We start from the raw sequence: 19,641 nt of genomic DNA, 5'->3' as shown, positions 1-19,641 counted from the left end.
CCATGCCCGACACCCCCCGCTCGACCTACCGCGTGCAGGTGCGGCCCGGCTTCGACCTGGACGCCACCGCCGACCTGACCGACTACCTGTCCGCGCTCGGCGTCACCCACCTCTACACCGCGCCGCTGCTCACCGCCACCCCCGGCTCGCAGCACGGCTACGACGTGGTCGACCACCGCGCGGTCAACCCGGAGCTGGGCGGCGAGGCCGGTCGGCAGCGGCTCGTCCGGGCGCTGCGCGCGGCCGGGCTGGGCCTGGTCGTGGACATCGTGCCCAACCACGCCGGGGTGGGCCGGCCGGCGGCCAACCCGGCCTGGTGGGACGTGCTGCGCCGGGGGCGCGACTCGGCGTACGCGGGCTGGTTCGACATCGACTGGGACCGCGGCCGGCTGCTGCTGCCGGTGCTCGCCGACGCTCCCGAGGCGCTCGACGACCTCAAGCTGGTCGACGGCGAGCTGCGCTACCACGAGCACCGCTTCCCGGTGGCCGACGGCACCGGCGACGGGACGCCGCGGCAGGTGCACGACCGGCAGCACTACGAGCTGGTCGACTGGCGGCGCGGCGACACCGAGCTGACGTACCGTCGGTTCTTCGCCGTCTCCGACCTGGCCGGGCTGCGGGTGGAGGACCCGGGCGTCTTCGACGCCACCCACGCGGAGATCCTGCGCTGGGTCGACGCCGGGGACGTCGACGGCATCCGGGTGGACCACCCGGACGGGCTGCGCGACCCGGCCGGCTACCTGGCCCGGTTGCGCGCCGCCGCCCCGGAGCGCTGGCTGGTGGTGGAGAAGATCCTGGAGTACGGCGAGGACCTGCCGGACTGGCCGGTCGACGGCACCACCGGCTACGACGCCCTCGCCGCGGTGTGCGGACTCTTCGTCGACCCGGACGCCGAGGCGGACTTCACCGCGCTCGACGGCCGGGTCACCGGGCGGCACACCTCCTGGGAGGACCTGACCCACGCCACCAAGTTGGAGGCCGCCACGCGGCTGCTCGCCGCCGAGCTGACCCGCCTCGCCGCGCTCGTGCCCGAACTGCCCGGCGAGCAGGTCCGCGCCGCCCTCGCGGAGCTGGCCGCGTGCTTCCCGGTCTACCGCGGCTACCCCCCGCAGGGCGCCCGGCACCTGGCCGCCGCGCGCAGCGAGGCCGGCCGGCGGCGCCCCGACCTCACCCGCGTGCTCGACGAGGTCACCGCCCGCCTGCGCGACCCCGGCCACGAGCTGGCCGCCCGGTTCCCGCAACTGACCGGCGCGGTGATGGCCAAGGGCGTGGAGGACACCGCCTACTACCGGTGGAGCCGCTTCGTCGCGCTCAACGAGGTGGGCGGCAGCCCGGCCCACTTCGGCGTGCCGCCGGCCGAGCTGCACCGCTTCGCCACCGCCCGACACGTGCGCTGGCCGGCGAGCATGACCGCCCTCTCCACCCACGACACCAAACGCGGCGAGGACGTGCGGGCCCGGCTCGCGGTGCTCAGCGAGATGCCGGGACGCTGGGCCGAGCGGGTCACCGACTGGATGTCCCGCGCGCCGCTGGCCGACCCCGCGCTGGCGCACCTGCTCTGGCAGACCGCCGTCGGGGCCTGGCCGGTGGAGCGGGACCGGCTGCACGGGTACGCCGAGAAGGCCGCCCGGGAGGCCTCGGTGAGCACCAGCTGGGCCGACCCCGACCCGGCCTTCGAGCACGAGATGCACGCCCTGGTCGACCGGATGTACGACGACCCGGAGCTGCACGCCCAGATCACCGCGTTCGCCGACGAGATCACCCCGGCCGGCTGGTCCAACGCGCTCGGGCAGAAGCTGGTCCAGCTCGCCATGCCCGGGGTGCCGGACACCTACCAGGGCACCGAGCTGTGGGAGAACTCCCTGGTCGACCCGGACAACCGTCGCCCGGTCGACTTCGCCGTACGCCGGGACGTGCTGGCCCGCCTCGATGCCGGCTGGCAGCCGGCGGTGGCTGCCGACGGCGCGGCCAAGCTGCTCGTGGTCTCCCGCACGCTGCGGCTGCGCCGCGACCGCCCGGAGCTGTTCGACGGCTACCGGCCGGTGCCGACGCGCGGCCCGGCCGGCGCGCACGCGGTGGCCTTCGACCGGGGCGGCGCGATCGCGGTGGCGACCCGGTTGCCGCTGCGGCTGGCCCGCGAGGGTGGCTGGCGGGACACGACCCTGTCACTTCCCGTTCATGGTGTGACCGACGTGTTCACCGGTCGGGTCTACAGTGGTGGGGAGCTGCTCCTGGATGATCTGCTGAGCACCTATCCCGTCGCCCTCCTCGCACCCACCGACCCTGTGGAGGCCGCCGCATGACCGAGTTCACGGTGTGGGCGCCCGAGGCCGCCCGGGTGCGGCTGCGCCTGCCCGGCGCGGCCGACCACGAACTGCGTCCCGACCGGGACGGCTGGTGGCGGGTGGAGGCGCCCGACGCCGGGCCGGGCACCGACTACGCGTTCCTGCTCGACGACGACGAGCAGGCACTGCCCGACCCTCGCTCGGCCTGGCAGCCGGCCGGCGTGCACGGCCCCAGCCGGGTGTACGACCACGCGGCGTTCGCCTGGACCGACACCGCCTGGACCGGGCGGCAACTGCCCGGCAGCGTCCTCTACGAGCTGCACGTCGGCACGTTCACCCCCCAGGGCACGTTCGACGCGGCGATCGCCAAGCTCGACCACCTGGTCGACCTCGGCGTCGACCTGGTGGAGCTGCTGCCGGTCAACGCGTTCAACGGCGAACACAACTGGGGCTACGACGGGGTCTGCTGGTACGCCCCGCACGAGCCCTACGGCGGGCCGGACGGGTTGAAACGGTTCGTGGACGCGGCCCACGCCAAGGGGCTGGGGGTGATCCTCGACGTCGTCTACAACCATTTCGGGCCCTCCGGGGCCTACGCGCCGCGGTTCGCGCCCTACCTCACCGAGCAGAGCAACACGTGGGGCCGCACGGTCAACCTCGACGGCCCGCACTCCGACGGCGTCCGGCGCTACATCGTCGACAGCGTGCTCATGTGGTTGCGTGACTACCACGTCGACGGGCTGCGGCTGGACGCCGTGCACGCCATGCCGGACGGCCGCGCCACCCACTGGCTGGAGGAGGTGGCCGTCGAGGTGGAGTCGCTGTCGACGGCCCTGGGTCGGCCGCTGTCGCTGATCGCCGAGTCCGACCTGAACGACCCGACGCTGATCACCGCCCGGGAGGCCGGCGGCTACGGCCTGCACGCCCAGTGGAACGACGACGCCCACCACGCGCTGCACACGTTGCTCACCGGCGAGCGGCAGGGCTACTACGGCGACTTCGGCTCGCTGGAGTGCCTCACCGACGTGCTCACCGGCGCGTTCTTCCACGCCGGCACCTGGTCCAGCTTCCGTAACCGCAGCCACGGTCGACCGGTCGACCGGCAGCGCACCCCGGGTCACCGGTTCGTGGCCTACCTGCAGAACCACGACCAGATCGGCAACCGGGCCACCGGTGACCGGATCTCCGCCACGCTCTCGGCCGGGATGCTGCGGGTCGGCGCCACGCTGCTGATGACCGCGCCGTTCACCCCGATGCTGTTCATGGGGGAGGAGTGGGCCGCCACCACGCCGTGGCAGTTCTTCACCAGCCACCCGGAGCCGGAACTGGCCGTCGCGGTCGCCACCGGCCGGCGGCGCGAGTTCGCCGCGCACGGCTGGGCCACCGACGACGTGCCCGACCCGCAGGACCCGCAGACCTTCCTGCGGTCCCGGCTCGACTGGGCGGAGCTGGACAAACCCGAACACCGCGAGATGTACGAGTTCCACCGCCGGCTGATCGCGCTGCGCAGGTCGCGGCCCGACCTGTCGGACCCGCGGCTGCACCGGGTCGAGGTGCGCCACGGCGACCAGTTCCTGGTGATGCGGCGCGGCGACACGCTGGTGGTGGCCAACCTGGCCGACCGGCCGCAGCGGGTCAACCTGCCCGGCGTGGTGCGTCGGGTGCTGCTGGCCACCTCGGAGGGGGCCACGGTGATGCGCGACGGGATCGAGCTGCCGGCGGAGAGCGCGGCGATCGTCTCGCTCTGACCCGAGCGGTGCGGGGTCTGACCGGCCGGCCGCCGTACCCGGAGGACCGGCCCGGCGACCTCCTGGACCACCAGCATGCGCCCGCCACACCTGGGTCGGGTGCGCGTCTGCTCCCGAGGGAACCACCTGATGCTTGACGACCTGGATGTGCTGCGCGCCGCCGTGGCGCGTTACCGTGCCGCGGCGCGCGCAGCCGGCCTCGACTGGCCCGACGAGCCGGAGAAGCCGGCCGGCCCGCCGCCGGAGCAGGTGTACCGGATCTTCGGCGTCGACCACGTCGCGGAGCAACTCACGTGGCTGTATGCGCAGCCGTGGCGCGAGCTGCAGATACTGCCGGACGGCGGGTGGCTGGAACCGTGGCCACCCGGTGTGGACGCGCTGGACGGTCTGCACATGTCGGTCGGTACGCCGTTTCCGTGGCGGCAGCAACTCCCGCTGTTCCACTTTCACAACCTCATCTACAACTTCGTGCTGGCCGGCGAGCACGAGGGGGAGATCTGGCGGTTCGAGTTCGGTCCGGACGGCTCGGATCCGGTCCGTGCCGCCGTCAGCCTCGCCCCGCTGTTCGACCAGTGGACCCGCGGTGTCGGCGAGGGGGTGCTGGTCCATGACGAGGGCGGCTGGCTCCGGATCGAGGAGGACGAGGTGCCCTGGGCCACCGGGCTCGACCCGGTGGCGTTCCCGATCGACCTGGACGAGGACCTGCTGCGGCAGCGGCAACGCGAATGCGGCGTGGACCTCGCCGCCGTCGCCGCGGGTTTCGAGCGGTACGAGCAGATGATCCGCACCGTCGACGCCGTCAAGGCATCGCTGACGTAGATCGGCCGGATCGCACGACGATCGCCCCGCCACCACTCCGGTCGCGGGGCGATCGTCGCCATGCGGTCGGTGCCTCGATCGCGAAGGTCGGTGGCCCGTCAGCCGACCCGCTGATCGCCGCGCCGATGAGTCCGGGGCCGGAGCGCGGTCCTCACAGGGACAGCTCGACCCCTTGGAGGCTTCCGTGTCCGACACGCTTTCCCGCGCAGACCTGTGGGCGCTCGCGCACGCCGAGCGGGCCGCGCTCGCCGACGACCTGGCCGGGCTCGACGCGGCGCAGTGGGCACGCCCCTCGCTGTGCGACCGGTGGACGGTGGAGGAGGTGGTCGCCCACCTCACCGCGGCGGCCAGCGTCGGCCGGGTCCGCTGGCTGGTCAGCGTGCTGGGCGCCCGGTTCGACTTCGACCTTCACAACGACCGCCGCCTGGCCGAGCACCGGGGCGCCGACCCGGCGGAGACCCTGGAACGGTTCCGCCGCGTCATCGGCAGCACCACGTCGACGTTCGGCCCGACCGAGGCGTGGCTCGGCGAGGTGGTCGTGCACGCCCAGGACGTCCGCCGCCCGCTCGGCCTCGGCCGCACTCCGCCGGTCGAGGCCGTCACGCCGGTCGCCCGCTTCTTCGCCGGGCGGGACTTCACCGTGGCCGGGCGCACCGCCCTGGCGGGACTGCGGGTGGCGGCGACCGACGGGCCGTTCCGCGCCGGGGACGGCCCGCTGGTCAGCGGCACCACGCTGGCGCTGACCATGGCCATGGCCGGACGGGCCGCGTACTGCGACGATCTCACCGGGCCCGGCGTGCCCACCCTGCGGGCGCGCAGCGCCCCGGCCGGCCGGCCGGCGTCGCGGGAGGACGCCACCGGGTGACCTTGTCGGACGACGCCCTGGTCACCCGGTGGCGGCGGCGACCCTGACGGCGCTGCGCGGACAGCATACTGAGTATGCTGTCGGCCATGCCCCCCGCACGTCGCACCCTGGCACTGGCCGCCCCCGTCGTCGGCTTCCTGCTCGGCTTCCTCGACTTCGTCTGGATCAAGTGGGTGCCGTACCCGTTCGCCGAACTCGGCAACTCCACGGCCACCTGGGCGGTCGCCGCTTTCGCACTGGGCTGGTGGGTCCGGGCGGGTGCGCTGCGGGCCGCCGTGGCCGCCACCGTCCTGCTTGTCGTCGCCGTACCCAGCTACTACCTGGCGGCGACGCTGCTCCAGGGCGACGACCTGGCCGTCGTCGTCGCGCCGACGGCACTGCTCTGGATGGCGTCCGGTGTGCTCGCGGGCGTGGTGTTCGGCGTCGCCGGCGTCTGGGCGCGCACGTCCGGATGGCGTGAGGTGGTGGCGACCGCGCTGCCGGCGGCCGTGTTCGTCGAGGAGGCGCTGCGCTTCGCCGGCCGGGCCCGCACCGGCTACCCGGGCGCGTGGTGGAACGTGGCCATCGACCTCGGGCTCGCCGCGCTGCTGCTGGAACTGGTCGGCCGCACGCTGCGGGGGCGGCTGCTCGCCACGGCCGTGGCGCTCCCGCTGGCCGTCGTCGGCGCGTTCGCGTTCGCCGCCGCCGCCGGCTGACGGGGAGGGTGATGGTATGCCGGATATTCCGGTCAAGGTAGGTCAGTGGTGATTACTTAGCGTAGTCAGATCATGGATAATGCCTGGTCGCACTGTTACCTAACGTCAAGCCGTCAAGTCGGCAGCCCGGCGTCAGCCGGGTAGGGAACAGGAGCAACCCATGTCCCAGCACACCAGACCCTGGCGGCACGCCACGGTCGCCCTCGCCCTCTGCGGCACCGCCGCGGTCGTGGTGGTCGCCCCCGCCACCCCGGCCTCCGCCGCCGTACCCGGCCTGGTGCGGATCTCCGCCGTCAGCGCCACCAACTCCAACGACTTCCGCACCGTCACCGCGACCTGCCCGGCCGGCAAGGTCCTGACCGGCACCGGCTACCAGATCGACGGCGCTCGCGGCGAGGCGGTGGTGGACGACCTGCGGCCCAACGGCGGGCCGGCCACCGCGCCCACCGCGGTCACCGTGGGGGCGTACGAGGCCGACGCGTTCGCCGGCAACTGGAACGTCACCGCGTACGCGATCTGCGCCAACCCGGTTCCCGGGCTGGTCCGGGCGTCGGTGACGAGCGCGAACAACTCGAACGACTTCCGCAGCGCCATCGTGTCCTGCCCGGCGGGCAAGGTGCTCACCGGCACCGGTTACGAGCTCAACGGCGCCACCGGTGAGGCGGTCGTCGACGACCTGCGGCCCAACGGCGGACCGGGCACCGCGCCCACCGCCGTCGTCGTGGACGCGTACGAGGCCGACGCGTTCGCCGGCAGCTGGCGGGTCACCGGCTACGCGATCTGCGCCAACCGGCTTCCCGGGCTGGTCCGGGCGTCGGTGGCCAGCGCCACCAACTCCAGCGACTTCCGCAGCGCCGTCGCGCCCTGCCCGGCGGGCAAGGTGCTCACCGGGGCCGGCTACGCGGTCAACGGCGCCACCGGTGAGGCGGTCGTGGACGACTTCCGGCCCAACGGCAGCAACGTCACCGCGCCCACCTCCGTCACCTCGGGCGCCTACGAGGAGGACCCCTTCGCCGGCAACTGGAACCTGACGTCGTACGCGATCTGCGCGACCGCGTAGATCGCACCTGGGCCGTCCCCCGAAGCCGGGGGACGGCTCCGAACCGGATCAGGGGATCGGCCACTCGTGGACGGGGCGGTTGCTGTGCATCAGGTCGACGTAGTGGCGAACCACCTCGCGCAGCGCGTCCGGGCGGTCCAGGTGGTCGGCGGACTCCAACCGGTGCAGCGTCTCCACCTGCCAGGTCGCGCCGTTGCGGCCGGTCAGGCAGCGCTGCTCGATGATGCCCAACAGCCGGTCCCGCTCGGCCGGGTCCAGCCCCCACCGGTCCAGCCCGTGGTGGGCCATCGGCAGCAGCCGGCGCAGCACCAGCTCGGTCACCGGCAGGTAGCCGAGCCCGGGCCAGAACACCTGGGCGTCGATGCCGTGCCGGGAACACGCGTTGAAGTTCTCCTCCGCGGCGCTGAACGACATCTGCGACCACAGCGGACGGTCCGACTCGGCCAGCGCCCGGACCAGGCCGAAGTAGAACGCGCCGTTGGCGACGGTGTCCAGCACGGTCGGACCGGCCGGCAGCACCCGGTTCTCCACCCGCAGGTGCGGTCGCCCGCGCAGCACGTCGTAGACCGGCCGGTTCCAGCGGTAGATGGTGCCGTTGTGCAGGCGCAGCTCGGCCAGCTTCGGCACACCGCCGCTGGCCAGCGTCGCCGCCGGGTCCTCCGGGTCGCAGACCGGCAGCAGCGCCGGGAAGTAGCGCACGTTCTCCTCGAACAGGTCGAACACCGAGGTGATCCAGCGCTCGCCGAACCACACCCGCGGGCGTACCCCCTGGGCTTTGATCTCCTCCGCCCGGGTGTCGGTGGCCTGCTGGAACAGCGGGACGCGGGTCTCCCGCCACAGCTCCCGGCCGAAGAACAGCGGCGAGTTCGCGCCGAGCGCCACCTGGATGCCGGCGACCGCCTGGGCCGCGTTCCAGTAGTCGGCGAACTGCGCCGGGCTGACCTGGAGGTGGAACTGGGTGCTGGTGCAGGCCGCCTCCGGCGTGATGCTGTCGGCGGTGGTGGCCAGCCGCTCCACCCCGCTGATCGAGATCGGCAGGTCCTCGCCCCGGGCGGCGAGGATCTGCTCGTTGAGCAGCGCGTAACGCGGGTTGGTGGAGAGCGTCTCGGCGGTCAGGTGCTCCGGACGCAGCGTCGGCAGGACGCCGATCATCACCATGTGCGCGCCGACCGTGCGGGCCTTCTGCTCGGCCGCGTTCAGGCTGGCCCGCACGTGTTCCTCGAACTGGGCGGTGCCGGTGCCGGCGAGCCGGCGCGGCGCCACGTTGATCTCCACGTTGAACCGGCCCAGCTCGGTCTGGAACGCCTCGTCGGCGATCGCCTCCAGCGCGTCCGCGTTGCGCATGGCCGGGTCGAAGGCGTCGTCGACCAGGTTCAGCTCGATCTCCAGCCCGGTCATCGGCCGCTCCACGTCGAACCGGGACTCGCGCAGCATCTCCGCGAAGACGTCCAGGCACCGCCGCACCTTCTCGCGGTAGCGGGCCCGATCCTCCCGGCTGAAGGTGCGCGCGCCGACGTCCTCGCCCATGGTCACCGCCTTGTCACCGTTGGTTCTCCCAACCTGGCACGGAGCGGCCGGTCAGGAAAGGCCCGAAGGACCTTTCCTGTACCCACAACGGCGCCCGCTCACCCTCCACCGGTGCAAGGAGGGGCCCCCTGTTAACGCCTCAGGTATAGGCGGGGGCCCCTTTTAACGCCTGGTCCCAGCTGGGGCGGATACCATGGCCGCCGGCTGCGACAGGGGGAGCGTTGATGCGCGACGGGTGGATCCGGGCGTTCGTGGTGGCGGCGATCGCCGAGGCGTGCTCGTGGGCGGCGCTGCTGGCTGGCATGGCGGTCAAGTACGGACCGCCGCGCAACGAGATCGGCGTGCAGGTGTTCGGCCCGATCCACGGCGCGCTCTTCGTGGCGTACGGGCTGCTGGTCCTCGTGGTGGCCCGGCGCCGCCGTTGGTCGCTGGTGCGGACCGGGCTGGCACTGGCCAGCGCCGTCCCCCCGTTCGCCACGGTGCTGTTCGAGCGCTGGGCGCGCCGCCGCGGCCTCCTCGACGCCCCCACCGACGCGCCTGCCGAGCGCACCCTCACCGGTGTCGGTGGTTAAGAAGGGCCCCCTCCTCTGCCGAAAACGTTAAGAGGGGGCCCCTCCTTTCACGTCAGCGCGGAGCAGGCGGCGACGCCGAGCACGAGCGCGGCGCCGAGCAGCGCCTGCAGCAGCAGCGCCGGGCCCAGGTGCGACCAGAGCGTCGCGGTACGCGGGGTGAGCAGCTGCCCGGTGGTCAGGTTGACGATCCGCTCGATCCGGGGCGGCAGGTCGGCGTCGCGCTGGGCGCGCAGCGTGAGCTGGACGTGGTCGCCGGGGTGCAGTGCGCTCTGCGGCAGGTGGCCGTGCAGCTCCACCTCGACCAACCGGTCCGTGGTGTCGCGGACCCGCACCGGGGTGACCAGGAACTCGGGCCCCTTCTTCAGGTCCTTGAAGCTGCGCTTGGCGCCCCCGCCGCCGTTGCTGAGCAGCGCGCGGACCACCCGCAGCAGCAGCCCCACCACCCCGGCGGCGGTCAGCACCGCGACCAGCACCGGCTGGCCCACGCGTACCTCGCGGGCGTAGCCCTCCATCAGCCGGACCAGGCGGCCGGTGACGACGCGTTCGGTCGGATGCGCCGGGCGTCTGATGTGCAGGTCCGTGTCCATGTTCACCACCGAGAGTTCCGTTGCGTGCACAGATGGTATCGATCCTTCGGGTTGAACGACGTGAATGAACGGCGGTCACGGCCCGGTCCGGGGTGCAGGTGACATCGGCCGGGGTGCGGGTATGCGTGCGGCCGAGCTGGAAAGGGGTCGAGCATGCAGCTGTCCTTCCTGCGCCCGCTCTACGACCGTCCCGGGCCCTGGTGCTCGGTCTACCTGGACGCCTCCCGGGACACCCACGACTCCCGCCCGCAGGTCGACCTGCGCTGGCGGGCCCTCAAGGGTGACCTGCTGGCCCAGGGCGCCGACCAGGTCACCGTCGAGGCGGTGGAGGAGGTGGTGCGCCGGCACGAGCCGATGCCCGGCGACTACGGCATCGCGGTCTTCGCCAGCCGGGGCCGGGTGGTGCTCACCGAGTACCTCTCCGCGCCGCCGCTGCGCGACCTGGCCACCTGGGCCGCGCTGCCGCACACCATGCCGCTGGTCGCCCAACGCGGCGAGCAGGTCGCCTGGGTACGCGTGCTGGCCGACCGGAGCGGCGCGGACGCGATGGCGGTAAGCGCCGGCGGCGTGCCCCGGCGGGCCCACGTGACGGGCCGGCAGAGCCGGCAGCTGCGCCGCGTGCAGCCGGGCGGCTGGTCGCAGTCCCGCTACCAGCGCGCCGCCATGGAGGCCTGGCACCACAACGCCGGCGACGCCGCGGCCGCCACCGCCGACCTGGCCGAGCGCGTCGGCGCGGACGTGGTCGTGGTGGCCGGGGACATCCGGGCCACCGGCATGATCGCCGCCCAGCTTCCGGAGCGCTGGCAGGACGTGCTGGTCCGCACGGACGCCGGCGCGCGTACCGGCGGCGCCGACGACACGCTGATGGACGACCTCACCGTGCAGACCGTCGCCGAGGTCGCCGACCGCCGGATCGCCGCCGCGCTGGACCGCTTCGGCGTGCAGGAGGACGTCGGCGCCGGCCTCGACGCGGTGGTCGCCGCGCTGCAACGCAACCAGGTCGACACCATGCTGATCGTCGACGACGCGTCCGCCGACGGCGAGCTGTGGGTCGGCCCCGAGCCGACCGAGATCGCCACCGACCCGGCCCAGCTGGCGGACATGTCGGTGGCCGACCCGCAGCGGGTACGCGCCGACGCCGCGCTGCTGCGTGCGCTGATCGGCACCGACGCGGACCTGACCGTGCTCGCGCCGGAGGAGGCGCCGGAGTTGACCGACGGGGTCGGTGCGGTGCTGCGCTACGTCGACGCCGGCACCCCAGGGCGGGCCGATGGCTGACCGTACCGTCGCCGACCTGGTGGTCGAGCGCCTGCGGGCCTGGCGGGTGCCGCGGGCCTTCGGCTACCCCGGCGCGGCGCTCGCCCCGCTGCTGACCGCGCTCGACGACGCGGGCGGCGACCCGGCGTTCGTGCCGGCCCGGCACGAGGAGACCGCCGCCTACATGGCCACCGGCCACGCCAAGTTCACCGGCGGCATCGGGGTGTGCCTGGCCACCCAGGGTCCCAGTGCGGTGCACCTGCTCAACGGCCTCTACGACGCCAAGCTGGACAGCAAGCCGGTGGTGGCGATCATCGGCGAGGACGTCAGCGGCCCGCTCGGCGGGGCGCACGAGGAGATCGGGCTGAGCCGGCTCTTCGGCGACGTGTGCAACCAGTTCGTCCGCTACGGCCGCAGCCCGGAACAGGTGCCGGCGCTGCTGGACCAGGCCTTCCGCACCGCGGCGGCGACCCGCAGCCCGACCTGCGTGGTGTTGCCCCGGGCGTTGCAGGTGACCGCCGTGCCGGACCTGCTGCCGCAGACCGCCGGCGTGGTCACCGCCACGCCCGGCGAGCCGCTGGCCCGGGTGCTGCCGCACGACGCCGACCTGGACGCCGCCGCCTCGCTGCTCGGCGCCGGGCAGCGGGTGGCGCTGCTGGTCGGCCAGGGGGCGCACGGCGCGGCCGAGGAGGTCGTCGCGCTCGCCGACCGGCTCGGCGCGGGCGTGGCCACGTCGCTGCTCGGCAAGCCGGTGCTGGACGAGCGGCTGCCGTTCCACACCGGTGTGCTCGGCGAGGTCGGCACCACGGCGGCCGCCCAGCTGATGGGCGGCTGCGACACGCTCGTGATGATCGGCACGAACGACCCGTGGACCGACTGGTTCCCGCTGCCGGGGCAGGTCCGCACGATCCAGATCGACATCGACGGGCGGCGGATCGGCACCCGCTACCCGGTCGACGTGCCGCTGGTCGGCGACGCCGCAGAGACGCTGCGGGCGCTGCTGGCCCGGGTGCCGGAGCGGCCCCACACGCAGTGGCGCGGCGTGGTGGAGAGCGCGGTGGACCGCTGGCGGACCGCCGCCGCCGAGTGTGCCGACGCCCCGGCCGAACCGGTCAACCCGCAACTGGTGCTCCGCGAGCTGTCCGCGCGCCTGCCGCGGGAGGCCGCGGTCGCCGTCGACGTGGGCTCGGTCGTCTACTGGTACGCCCGGCACCTGGAACTGCCGCCCGGCGTGCAGGCCCGGCTGTGCGGCACGCTCGGCTCGATGGGCTGCGCCCTGCCGTACGCGGTCGCGGCCAAGCTGGCCCGGCCGGACCAGCCGGTGCTGGCGTTGCTCGGCGACGGGGCGATGCAGCTCAACGGCCTGGCCGAGCTGATCACCGTGGCGCACCACTGGACCGAGTGGCCGGATCCCCGGCTGGTCGTGCTGGTGCTGAACAACCGGGACCAGTCCGGCGTGGGTGGCGGTCGCCCACCGGGCGCGTCGGTCGACCGGCGGCCCGATGTGCCGTACGCCGGTTGGGCGAGGCTGCTCGGCCTGCACGGGGTCCGGGTGGACCGGCCGGACCTGGTCGGTGCGGCGTGGGACGAGGTGCTCGCGGCGGACCGCCCCAGCGTGCTGGAGGCGGTGGTGGACCCGGCCGTGCCGCTGGACGTGCCCGAGCCGGCCCTGGCGGACCTGCGCGGCCTGGTGGCCGAGGGCGACGCGGCCCGGCGGGTGCGGGAGCGGGTGATCCAGACCGAGGCCATCGCGGCGGAGGACCTCGTTTAGCCGGACCCGGGTGGGGCACTGCGAACAGGCGTTCGACGGCCCCGGGAGGTCCCGCTTGTCCACCAGCACCGATCGTCGTTACGGCCCCGCCCCGCTGCCGGCGGCGCGTGGGCCGGTCTCCGCCGCGCTGCTCACCGCGTTGCGCGGGTCACCCGGCGAGCTGCCGGCCGGGCTGGGCGACGGGTTCGCCACGGTGGCCGAGCCGTTGACCGACGAGGATCTCCAGCTCACCCTCTTCCTCTGCTACGAGCTGCACTACCGGGGTTGGCGGGACGTGGCCGAGGAGTGGGAGTGGGAGCAGTCCCTGCTGGCGCTGCGCGCCCGGGCCGAGCGGCCGTTCGAGGCGGCGCTGCGCGGGCTCGCCGGCCCGCTGCCGGCGGTGCTGCCCGCCGCGCTCCCGGCGACGCTGACCGACCTGGTGGCCGCGGACGACGGCCCCCCGCTCGCCGGCACCCTGCAACGCCGGGCCGACCTGGAGCAGTTCCGCGAGTTCGTCACCCACCGCTCGATCTACCACCTGCGGGAGGCCGACCCGCACAGCTGGGCGCTGCCCCGCCTCGGTGGGCCGGCGAAGGCGGCGCTGGTGGAGATCCAGATGGACGAGTACGGCAACGGCCGGCTGGACCTGATGCACGCCGAGCTGTTCCGCGCCACGATGGACCGGCTCGGCCTGGACACCGGGTACGCCGCCCACCTGGACCGGGTGCCGGCGGTGACGCTGGCGATCAACAACCTGATGTCGCTGTTCGGTCTGCACCGGCGGCTGCGTGGGGCGTTGCTGGGGCACCTGGCCGCGTACGAGATGACCTCGTCGCTGCCGAACCGCCGCTACGGCAACGGGTTGCGCCGGTTGGGGTTCGACGCGGTCGCCACCCGGTTCTACGACGAGCACGTCGAGGCGGACGCGGTGCACGAGCAGATCGCCGCGTACGACATGTGCGGCGGGCTGGTCCGGGCGGAGCCGGCGCTCGCCGGGGACGTGCTGTTCGGGGCCGCCGCCGGGCTGGCGCTGGACCGCCTCTTCGCCGGTCACGTGCTGTCCGCCTGGTCCGCCGGCGAGTCCTCGCTGCGCGCGCCGCAGCGCGCCCTCGCTGCCGCGTGAGCGCCGCCCGGTGTTAGGCGGGGCCCCCTGCTATACCGGAAGCGTTAAGAAGGGGCCCCTCCTCAACTCCGGAAGTTGGCGACCTTGTGGGTGCCGTCGCAGAACGGCTTGATGGCGCTCTTGCCGCAGCGGCACAACGCCACCGTGCCCCGGCGCCGCTCGATCGGCTCGCCCTCCGGTGTGACCAGCGCGAAGTCGCCGCGCACCAGCAGCGGTCCGTCCCGGTACGGGGTGATGGTCGCCGCCGGGGTGCTCTCGTCGTCGGGCATGCGCCGTGCAGTGCCCGTCCCGCCCCGGCCCAAACCCGCACCGCCGTGCCGTTGCGCCCGCGACGGCGGTTCGGCGGCGCGACGGCACCCGACCGGGCGTTGGTCCGCGCCGTGGGGAGATGCCCCGTTTAGACCCAAGCGGGACGGGAAGCCGGGCCGCGTGGTGAGCGAACGAGTCACGCGGAGGGCGGCGGAGGACGCCGGGCTGCCCGGTGCGCGGGTGGTGGCGACGGCCAGCGCCGCCCGTACCCTGGTCGCGGCGACGGCCCGGGCGCTGCGCGGCGACGACTGCGGCGACCTGGGCCACCCGGGTCCACTGGCCCGGCTCACCGGGACGCCGGAGCCGGTGCGTCGCGCCGCCGCGAGCCGCGCCGCCGGGCGGGCCGCGCTCACCGCCGCCCAGGTCGCCCGCGTCGACGCCGAACGGGTGGCCGGCTGGTTCGTCGACCAGTACCCGGAGCGGCGGTGGCCGGGGGCGGTGCTCGGTTCGCCACACGGGTCGGCGGCCCACCTCGCGGTGGCGCTCGGCGTGCCCTGGCTGCCCGCCGGCTTCGAACTGAGCGCCCAGTGGGGCCGGGGCGCGGTGGACCGGCCGGACGCCGCGCTCGACCACGGCGCGGCGCTGGCCGCTCGGCTGCTCGCCGGCAACCCGCGGGTGCACGTGCGGCAGGTGCACTGCCCGGCCAGCCGGGGCGTACCGGCGGGCGCCACGGTGACGCTCACCGTCCGCTGGCGGACGCTGCCCGGGGCGTACGCGAGCTTCCTGGCCGACCGGCTGGAGCCGGCGGCGCCGGTGCTGCTGTTGCACGACGCGCGCACGTGGCCGGTCCGCGACACCGGTGACGGGCACAGCTTCCAGGCCGGTAGCCCGGGCAGCGGCCTCGACCCGGTCGACTTCCACCCGGACGCCCGGACGCTGCGGCACGTGCTGCGCGCGGCCGGTGGCGACGAGACGCGCTGGCGCGCCCCCGAGGTCACGGTGTCGGCGGCGTTCGCCGAACACGGCGTCGAGTCCGGTTTCGAGCACGGCGCGCGGGAGTGGGGCGACCGGCACCGGCACCCGTTGCACCGGGTGGTCGTGCCGCAGCCGGACGCGTTGAGCGCGGCCACCGCCGACCTGTACCGGCGCTGGCTGCGGCGGGCCGGCAAGACCGGGGACCGGTTGGTGGTGGAGTGCGGCCGGCTGCTCGACCCGGGGCAGGTGCTGCGCGCCGGCCTGGTGCCCTACTGGTGCGAGAACGCCACCCGCCGCCGGGTGGAGGGCGCCGAGTGGTGGCTCGCCGGCAGTGAGCCCTTCAGCTCGGTGGACGTGCTGCCGGAACCGCCCGGGCTGCGCTCGCCCGCGCTCGCCGGGCTGCCCCAGTGGCTGGCGGTGGCCGGGTTCGGACGCCGGCGGCGGGCCCTGGACCGGGGTGCGGCACGTGGCTACCCGGTCACCTCGGTACCGACCCGACGTGCCACGGAGGTGTTGCGCAACCAGCCCTGTGACCTGCCCGCGCCGCCGCCGCTGGCGATGGCCGAGGCCCTCGCCGCGCTCCGGGACGCCGGCGCCCACCAGGGCCTGCTGGTCTGCTGACCGGCAACCTGGCGAAACATCCTCGCGATCCTGCGGTCCGTGATTGAGTACCTACGGAGCGGGAAGACCGCTCGCCGCGGAACGGCCCACGACGCCCGTGCGGCGGGCAGCCACCGCCTTGGACGTAATCCGTCACGTAACCCAACTTCCTCACCCGGTGCGTGGCCCGACCACGCGCACGACCGGTTTCCGACCGGGCGGGGGACCCTTCGGCGAGGGAGGCGCGGATGTTCGGACAGACCGCCACACCCACACCACCGACCACCGATCGTGGCCTGGAGGACCTCGACGCGGCGGCGCTCGCGTACGCGGCCCGGATCGAGGGGCTGCCACCCGAGCGGCGGCAGGAGGCGCGCGACGATCTGGTCCGCTTCGCGTTGCCGTTCGCCGGCCGGCTGGCCCGCCGCTACCGGGGCCGCGGGGAGCCGCTGGAGGATCTGGAGCAGGTGGCCCGCCTGGGCCTGGTCAACGCCGTCGACAGGTACGACCCGGAGCGGGGGTCGTTCACCGCGTACGCGGCGATCACCATCGTCGGCGAGATCAAACGGCACTTCCGGGACCGTACCTGGGGCGTGCACGTGCCGCGCCGGCTGCGCGACCTGATCCTCGAGGTGGGGCAGGCGACGGCGACGCTGACCAGCGAGCTGTCCCGAGCCCCGTCGGTGGCCGAGCTGGCCGAGCGGTTGGAGACGCCGGAGGAGGAGATCCTCGCCGCGCTGGAGTCGGCCGCCGGCTACAGCCCGGCGTCCCTCAACGCGCCGGTGGGTGGGGAGAGTTCGGCCGAGTTCGGCGACCTGGTGGGCGAGTCCGACAACGCGCTGGAGTCGGTCGACGACCGGGTCACGGTCAGCGGCCTGCTGCACCGGCTGCCCTGGCGGGAGCGGCGGATCCTGGCCATGCGCTTCTACGGCAACCAGACCCAGGCGGAGATCGCCGCCCGGTTCGGCATCTCGCAGATGCACGTGTCCCGGCTGCTGTCGCGCGCGCTGACCTGGCTGCGCCAGGCGATGCTCGCCGAGGCGCCACCGCCGTGGCAGAACGGGGCCGCCGAGACCGAGCCGGCCAAGGCCCGCATCTCGGTGCGGCAGAACGGTGACCGGGTGGTCGTGGAGGTTGGCGGCGAGGTCGACCGGGCCGGCGCGGACCAGTTGCGCCGGGCCGTGCTGGAGGCGGTCACCGGGCAGCCCCGCGAGGTGGTGGTCGACCTGGTGGGCGCGGGCGGCTTCGACGCCGGGGGGATCGCCGCGCTGATGGCCGGTCGCGACGCCGCCGCCCGGACCGGGGTGCCGCTGCGGCTGACCCGGGTGCAGCCGGCGGTACGCCGCTCGCTCACCGCGGCCGGCCTGCCCGCCGCCGACTGACCGCCCGCACACCGCGCGCCGCCCACCGCACGACGTGCGGCGGGCGGCGTGGGTGTCAAGCGGGGCCCCCTCCTGTACCGAAAGCGTTAACAGGGGGCCCCGCCTTGCTAGTTGTCCCGGGAGTCGCCGTGCCCGCGCGGGTGGCGCCACCGGTCGTCCGGGGGATCGCTCCGCTGGGCGCCCAGGATGTTCTGCTCGGGCTCGTCGGTCTCCTCGAAGCTGGGCCGGATCACTCCCTCCGGCTCCGGCACGTCGACCGGCCGCGCGCCGGACTGGGGCGCGGGCTGGTACTCCACCGCCTCGCGGGCGCCGTGCGCGCCCTCGGCGGCCGGGGACTCGGGCGTCCGCCTCTCGTGGCGCAGCTCCTCGGCGAAGTGCTGCGGTGGCTTCGTGCTGCGCTGCGGCAGGTCGCGGCCGAGGTCGGAGACGAGCGGACCGTACTTGGCGTCGAACGCCGGGCGCTCGGAGCGGATCCGGGGCATCCGGTCGAAGTTGCGCAGCGGCGGCGGGCAGGTGGTGGCCCACTCCAGCGAGTTGCCGAAGCCCCACGGGTCGTCCACGGTGACCATCGCGCCGTACCGCCAGGACTTCCAGATGTTGTAGATGAAGAAGAGCGTGGACGCGCCGAGCACGAACGACCCGATGCTGGAGATCTCGTTCAGCCCGGTGAAGCCGTCGCTGGGCAGGTAGTCGGCGTACCGGCGGGGCATGCCCTCGGCGCCGAGCCAGTGCTGCACCAGGAACGTGGCGTGGAAGCCGATGAACATGGTCCAGAAGTGCATCTTGCCCAGCCGCTCGTCGAGCAGCCGGCCGGTCATCTTCGGGAACCAGAAGTAGATCCCGCCGAACGCGGCGAACACGATGGTGCCGAAGAGCACGTAGTGGAAGTGCGCCACCACGAAGTACGAGTCGGTGACGTGGAAGTCCACCGGCGGGCTGGCCAGCAGCACGCCGGTCAGGCCGCCGAGCAGGAACGTGACCAGGAAGCCGACGGCGAACAGCATCGGCGTCTCGAACGTCAGCTGCCCCTTCCACATGGTGCCGATCCAGTTGAAGAACTTCACCCCGGTCGGCACCGCGATCAGATAGCTGAGGATGCTGAAGAACGGCAGCAGCACCTGCCCGGTGGCGAACATGTGGTGCGCCCAGACCGCCATCGAGAGCACCGTGATGGCGAGCGTGGCCAGCACCAGCCCGGTGTAGCCGAAGATCGGTTTGCGGGAGAAGACCGGGATGATCTCGGTGATGATGCCGAAGAACGGCAGCGCGATGATGTAGACCTCGGGATGGCCGAAGAACCAGAACAGGTGCTGCCAGAGCATCGGCCCGCCGGTGGTCGGGTCGTAGACGTGCGAGTGCAGGATCCGGTCCGAGGCGAGCGCGAGCAACGCGGCGGCCAGCAGCGGGAACACGAAGATCACCAGGAGGCTGGTGAGCAGCAGGTTCCAGGTGAAGATCGGCATCCGGAACAGCGTCATGCCGGGCGCGCGCAGGGTCAGGATCGTGGTGATCATGTTGACCGCGCCGAGGATGGTGCCCAGGCCGGAGATGACCAGCCCGACCACCCACATGTTGGCGCCCACGCCGGGGGAGTGCTGCGCGGTGCTCAACGGCGTGTACGCGGTCCAGCCGAAGTCCGCCGAGCCCTGCGGCGTGAAGAAGCCGCCCACGGTGATCGCGGCGCCGAAGAAGTACAGCCAGTAGGCGAACGCGTTCAGCCGGGGGAAAGCCACGTCCGGCGCGCCGATCTGCAACGGCACCAGGTAGTTGCCGAACCCGAACACCATCGGCGTCGCGAACAGCAGCAGCATGATCGTGCCGTGCATGGTGAACATCTGGTTGTACTGCTCCGGCGAGAGCAGCTGCATCCCGGGCCGCGCCAGCTCCGCCCGGATGAGCATCGCCATGAACCCGCCGATGATGAAGTACGCGAACGACGTGCCCAGATAGAGCAGGCCGATCAGCTTCGCGTCGGTGCTCCGCAGCAGGCGCCACAGCGAGTTGCCGTGCACCTGCTCCCGGACCGGGCCCGGAAAACCGCCGAACCGGGCCGGTGCGAGGATCGCCGGCCCCCGGTCGTGTGCCGGATCCGTGACTACTCGCTTGGGCATGGCATCTCACCCCGTGTGACGACAGACAGGACGGGC

General features: G+C 73.8%; 16 protein-coding genes. 12 read left to right on the top strand and 4 right to left on the bottom strand.

Features of this window, described 5'->3' with window-relative positions; all coding sequences use genetic code 11:
- The first annotated feature begins 2 nt into the window (after positions 1-2).
- From treY to O7598_RS16325, 6 genes are all read left to right on the top strand, one after another.
- A complete protein-coding gene (treY, locus tag O7598_RS16350; protein ID WP_269692195.1) occupies positions 3-2,303 on the top strand; it encodes a malto-oligosyltrehalose synthase in 2,301 nt (766 codons plus the stop codon).
- Positions 2,300-4,033, top strand: a complete 1,734-nt coding sequence (gene treZ, locus O7598_RS16345) for a malto-oligosyltrehalose trehalohydrolase (protein WP_269692194.1) — start codon at positions 2,300-2,302, stop codon at positions 4,031-4,033. The genes treY and treZ overlap by 4 nt, the downstream gene beginning before the upstream one ends.
- A gap of 129 nt (positions 4,034-4,162) precedes the next feature.
- Positions 4,163-4,852: a hypothetical protein gene (locus tag O7598_RS16340; protein WP_269692193.1), complete on the top strand. Its 690-nt coding sequence runs from the start codon at positions 4,163-4,165 to the stop codon at positions 4,850-4,852.
- 184 nt (positions 4,853-5,036) lie between these two features.
- Positions 5,037-5,717: a maleylpyruvate isomerase family mycothiol-dependent enzyme gene (locus O7598_RS16335; protein WP_269692192.1), complete on the top strand. Its 681-nt coding sequence runs from the start codon at positions 5,037-5,039 to the stop codon at positions 5,715-5,717.
- An 86-nt stretch (positions 5,718-5,803) separates the two neighbouring features.
- Positions 5,804-6,412, top strand: a complete 609-nt coding sequence (locus O7598_RS16330) for a DUF6518 family protein (RefSeq protein WP_269692191.1) — start codon at positions 5,804-5,806, stop codon at positions 6,410-6,412.
- A 160-nt stretch (positions 6,413-6,572) separates the two neighbouring features.
- A complete protein-coding gene (locus O7598_RS16325) occupies positions 6,573-7,472 on the top strand; it encodes a hypothetical protein (RefSeq protein ID WP_269692190.1) in 900 nt (299 codons plus the stop codon).
- 48 nt (positions 7,473-7,520) lie between these two features.
- Here the strand turns inward: O7598_RS16325 and O7598_RS16320 are convergent, their stop codons facing one another.
- A complete protein-coding gene (locus O7598_RS16320) occupies positions 7,521-8,999 on the bottom strand; it encodes a glutamate--cysteine ligase (RefSeq protein WP_269692189.1) in 1,479 nt (492 codons plus the stop codon).
- 224 nt (positions 9,000-9,223) lie between these two features.
- Here O7598_RS16320 and O7598_RS16315 point away from each other — a divergent pair, with 224 nt between their 5' ends.
- Positions 9,224-9,571: a DUF3817 domain-containing protein gene (locus tag O7598_RS16315; RefSeq protein ID WP_269692188.1), complete on the top strand. Its 348-nt coding sequence runs from the start codon at positions 9,224-9,226 to the stop codon at positions 9,569-9,571.
- Positions 9,572-9,618: 47 nt separating this feature from the next.
- Here the strand turns inward: O7598_RS16315 and O7598_RS16310 are convergent, their stop codons facing one another.
- On the bottom strand, positions 9,619-10,167 hold the full coding sequence (locus tag O7598_RS16310; protein ID WP_269694888.1) for a hypothetical protein: 549 nt from the start codon (positions 10,165-10,167) through the stop codon (positions 9,619-9,621).
- Between the two features lie 144 nt (positions 10,168-10,311).
- Between O7598_RS16310 and O7598_RS16305 the strand changes: the two genes are divergently transcribed.
- The 3 genes from O7598_RS16305 to O7598_RS16295 are packed head-to-tail and all read left to right on the top strand — an operon-like array spanning position 10,312 to position 14,288.
- A complete protein-coding gene (locus O7598_RS16305; RefSeq protein ID WP_269692187.1) occupies positions 10,312-11,436 on the top strand; it encodes a baeRF2 domain-containing protein in 1,125 nt (374 codons plus the stop codon).
- The gene (locus O7598_RS16300; protein ID WP_269692186.1) at positions 11,429-13,186 is read left to right on the top strand and encodes a thiamine pyrophosphate-binding protein; all 1,758 of its coding nucleotides are present in this window, start codon (positions 11,429-11,431) and stop codon (positions 13,184-13,186) included. The genes O7598_RS16305 and O7598_RS16300 overlap by 8 nt, the downstream gene beginning before the upstream one ends.
- Positions 13,187-13,241: 55 nt before the next feature.
- Entirely contained in the window at positions 13,242-14,288 is a 1,047-nt protein-coding gene (locus O7598_RS16295; protein ID WP_269692185.1) for an iron-containing redox enzyme family protein, read from the top strand.
- Positions 14,289-14,350: 62 nt separating this feature from the next.
- Here the strand turns inward: O7598_RS16295 and O7598_RS16290 are convergent, their stop codons facing one another.
- Positions 14,351-14,557 (bottom strand): CDGSH iron-sulfur domain-containing protein, encoded by a 207-nt coding sequence (locus O7598_RS16290; protein ID WP_269692184.1) that lies wholly within the window; start codon positions 14,555-14,557, stop codon positions 14,351-14,353.
- A 160-nt stretch (positions 14,558-14,717) separates the two neighbouring features.
- On the opposite strand from O7598_RS16290, the gene O7598_RS16285 reads away from it, so the two are divergent.
- Together O7598_RS16285 and O7598_RS16280 are read left to right on the top strand one after the other, a co-directional pair.
- Complete coding sequence (locus O7598_RS16285; protein WP_269692183.1) at positions 14,718-16,133, top strand: hypothetical protein; 1,416 nt, start codon at positions 14,718-14,720, stop codon at positions 16,131-16,133.
- 227 nt (positions 16,134-16,360) lie between these two features.
- Positions 16,361-17,494: a SigB/SigF/SigG family RNA polymerase sigma factor gene (locus O7598_RS16280; RefSeq protein WP_091058361.1), complete on the top strand. Its 1,134-nt coding sequence runs from the start codon at positions 16,361-16,363 to the stop codon at positions 17,492-17,494.
- 107 nt (positions 17,495-17,601) lie between these two features.
- Here O7598_RS16280 and ctaD read toward each other — a convergent pair whose 3' ends face one another.
- Positions 17,602-19,605: an aa3-type cytochrome oxidase subunit I gene (ctaD, locus tag O7598_RS16275; RefSeq protein ID WP_269692182.1), complete on the bottom strand. Its 2,004-nt coding sequence runs from the start codon at positions 19,603-19,605 to the stop codon at positions 17,602-17,604.
- Positions 19,606-19,641: the final 36 nt, after the last annotated feature.

This window comes from Micromonospora sp. WMMC241 (assembly GCF_027460165.1).
Taxonomy (GTDB): Bacteria; Actinomycetota; Actinomycetes; order Mycobacteriales; family Micromonosporaceae; genus Micromonospora; species Micromonospora humi.
The sequence above is the reverse complement of the archived record's forward strand: the minus strand, read 5'-3'. Positions and strand labels throughout refer to the sequence as shown.

Excerpts from the sequence above, each read along its gene's own strand:
- treY (WP_269692195.1), top strand. The coding sequence starts at position 3 with ATGCCCGACACCCCCCGCTCGACCTACCGCGTGCAGGTGCGGCCCGGC.
- treZ (WP_269692194.1), top strand. The coding sequence starts at position 2,300 with ATGACCGAGTTCACGGTGTGGGCGCCCGAGGCCGCCCGGGTGCGGCTG.
- O7598_RS16340 (WP_269692193.1), top strand. The coding sequence starts at position 4,163 with ATGCTTGACGACCTGGATGTGCTGCGCGCCGCCGTGGCGCGTTACCGT.
- O7598_RS16330 (WP_269692191.1), top strand. The coding sequence starts at position 5,804 with ATGCCCCCCGCACGTCGCACCCTGGCACTGGCCGCCCCCGTCGTCGGC.
- O7598_RS16325 (WP_269692190.1), top strand. The coding sequence starts at position 6,573 with ATGTCCCAGCACACCAGACCCTGGCGGCACGCCACGGTCGCCCTCGCC.
- O7598_RS16320 (WP_269692189.1), bottom strand. The coding sequence starts at position 8,999 with ATGGGCGAGGACGTCGGCGCGCGCACCTTCAGCCGGGAGGATCGGGCC.
- O7598_RS16315 (WP_269692188.1), top strand. The coding sequence starts at position 9,224 with ATGCGCGACGGGTGGATCCGGGCGTTCGTGGTGGCGGCGATCGCCGAG.
- O7598_RS16305 (WP_269692187.1), top strand. The coding sequence starts at position 10,312 with ATGCAGCTGTCCTTCCTGCGCCCGCTCTACGACCGTCCCGGGCCCTGG.
- O7598_RS16300 (WP_269692186.1), top strand. The coding sequence starts at position 11,429 with ATGGCTGACCGTACCGTCGCCGACCTGGTGGTCGAGCGCCTGCGGGCC.
- O7598_RS16290 (WP_269692184.1), bottom strand. The coding sequence starts at position 14,557 with ATGCCCGACGACGAGAGCACCCCGGCGGCGACCATCACCCCGTACCGG.
- O7598_RS16280 (WP_091058361.1), top strand. The coding sequence starts at position 16,361 with ATGTTCGGACAGACCGCCACACCCACACCACCGACCACCGATCGTGGC.
- ctaD (WP_269692182.1), bottom strand. The coding sequence starts at position 19,605 with ATGCCCAAGCGAGTAGTCACGGATCCGGCACACGACCGGGGGCCGGCG.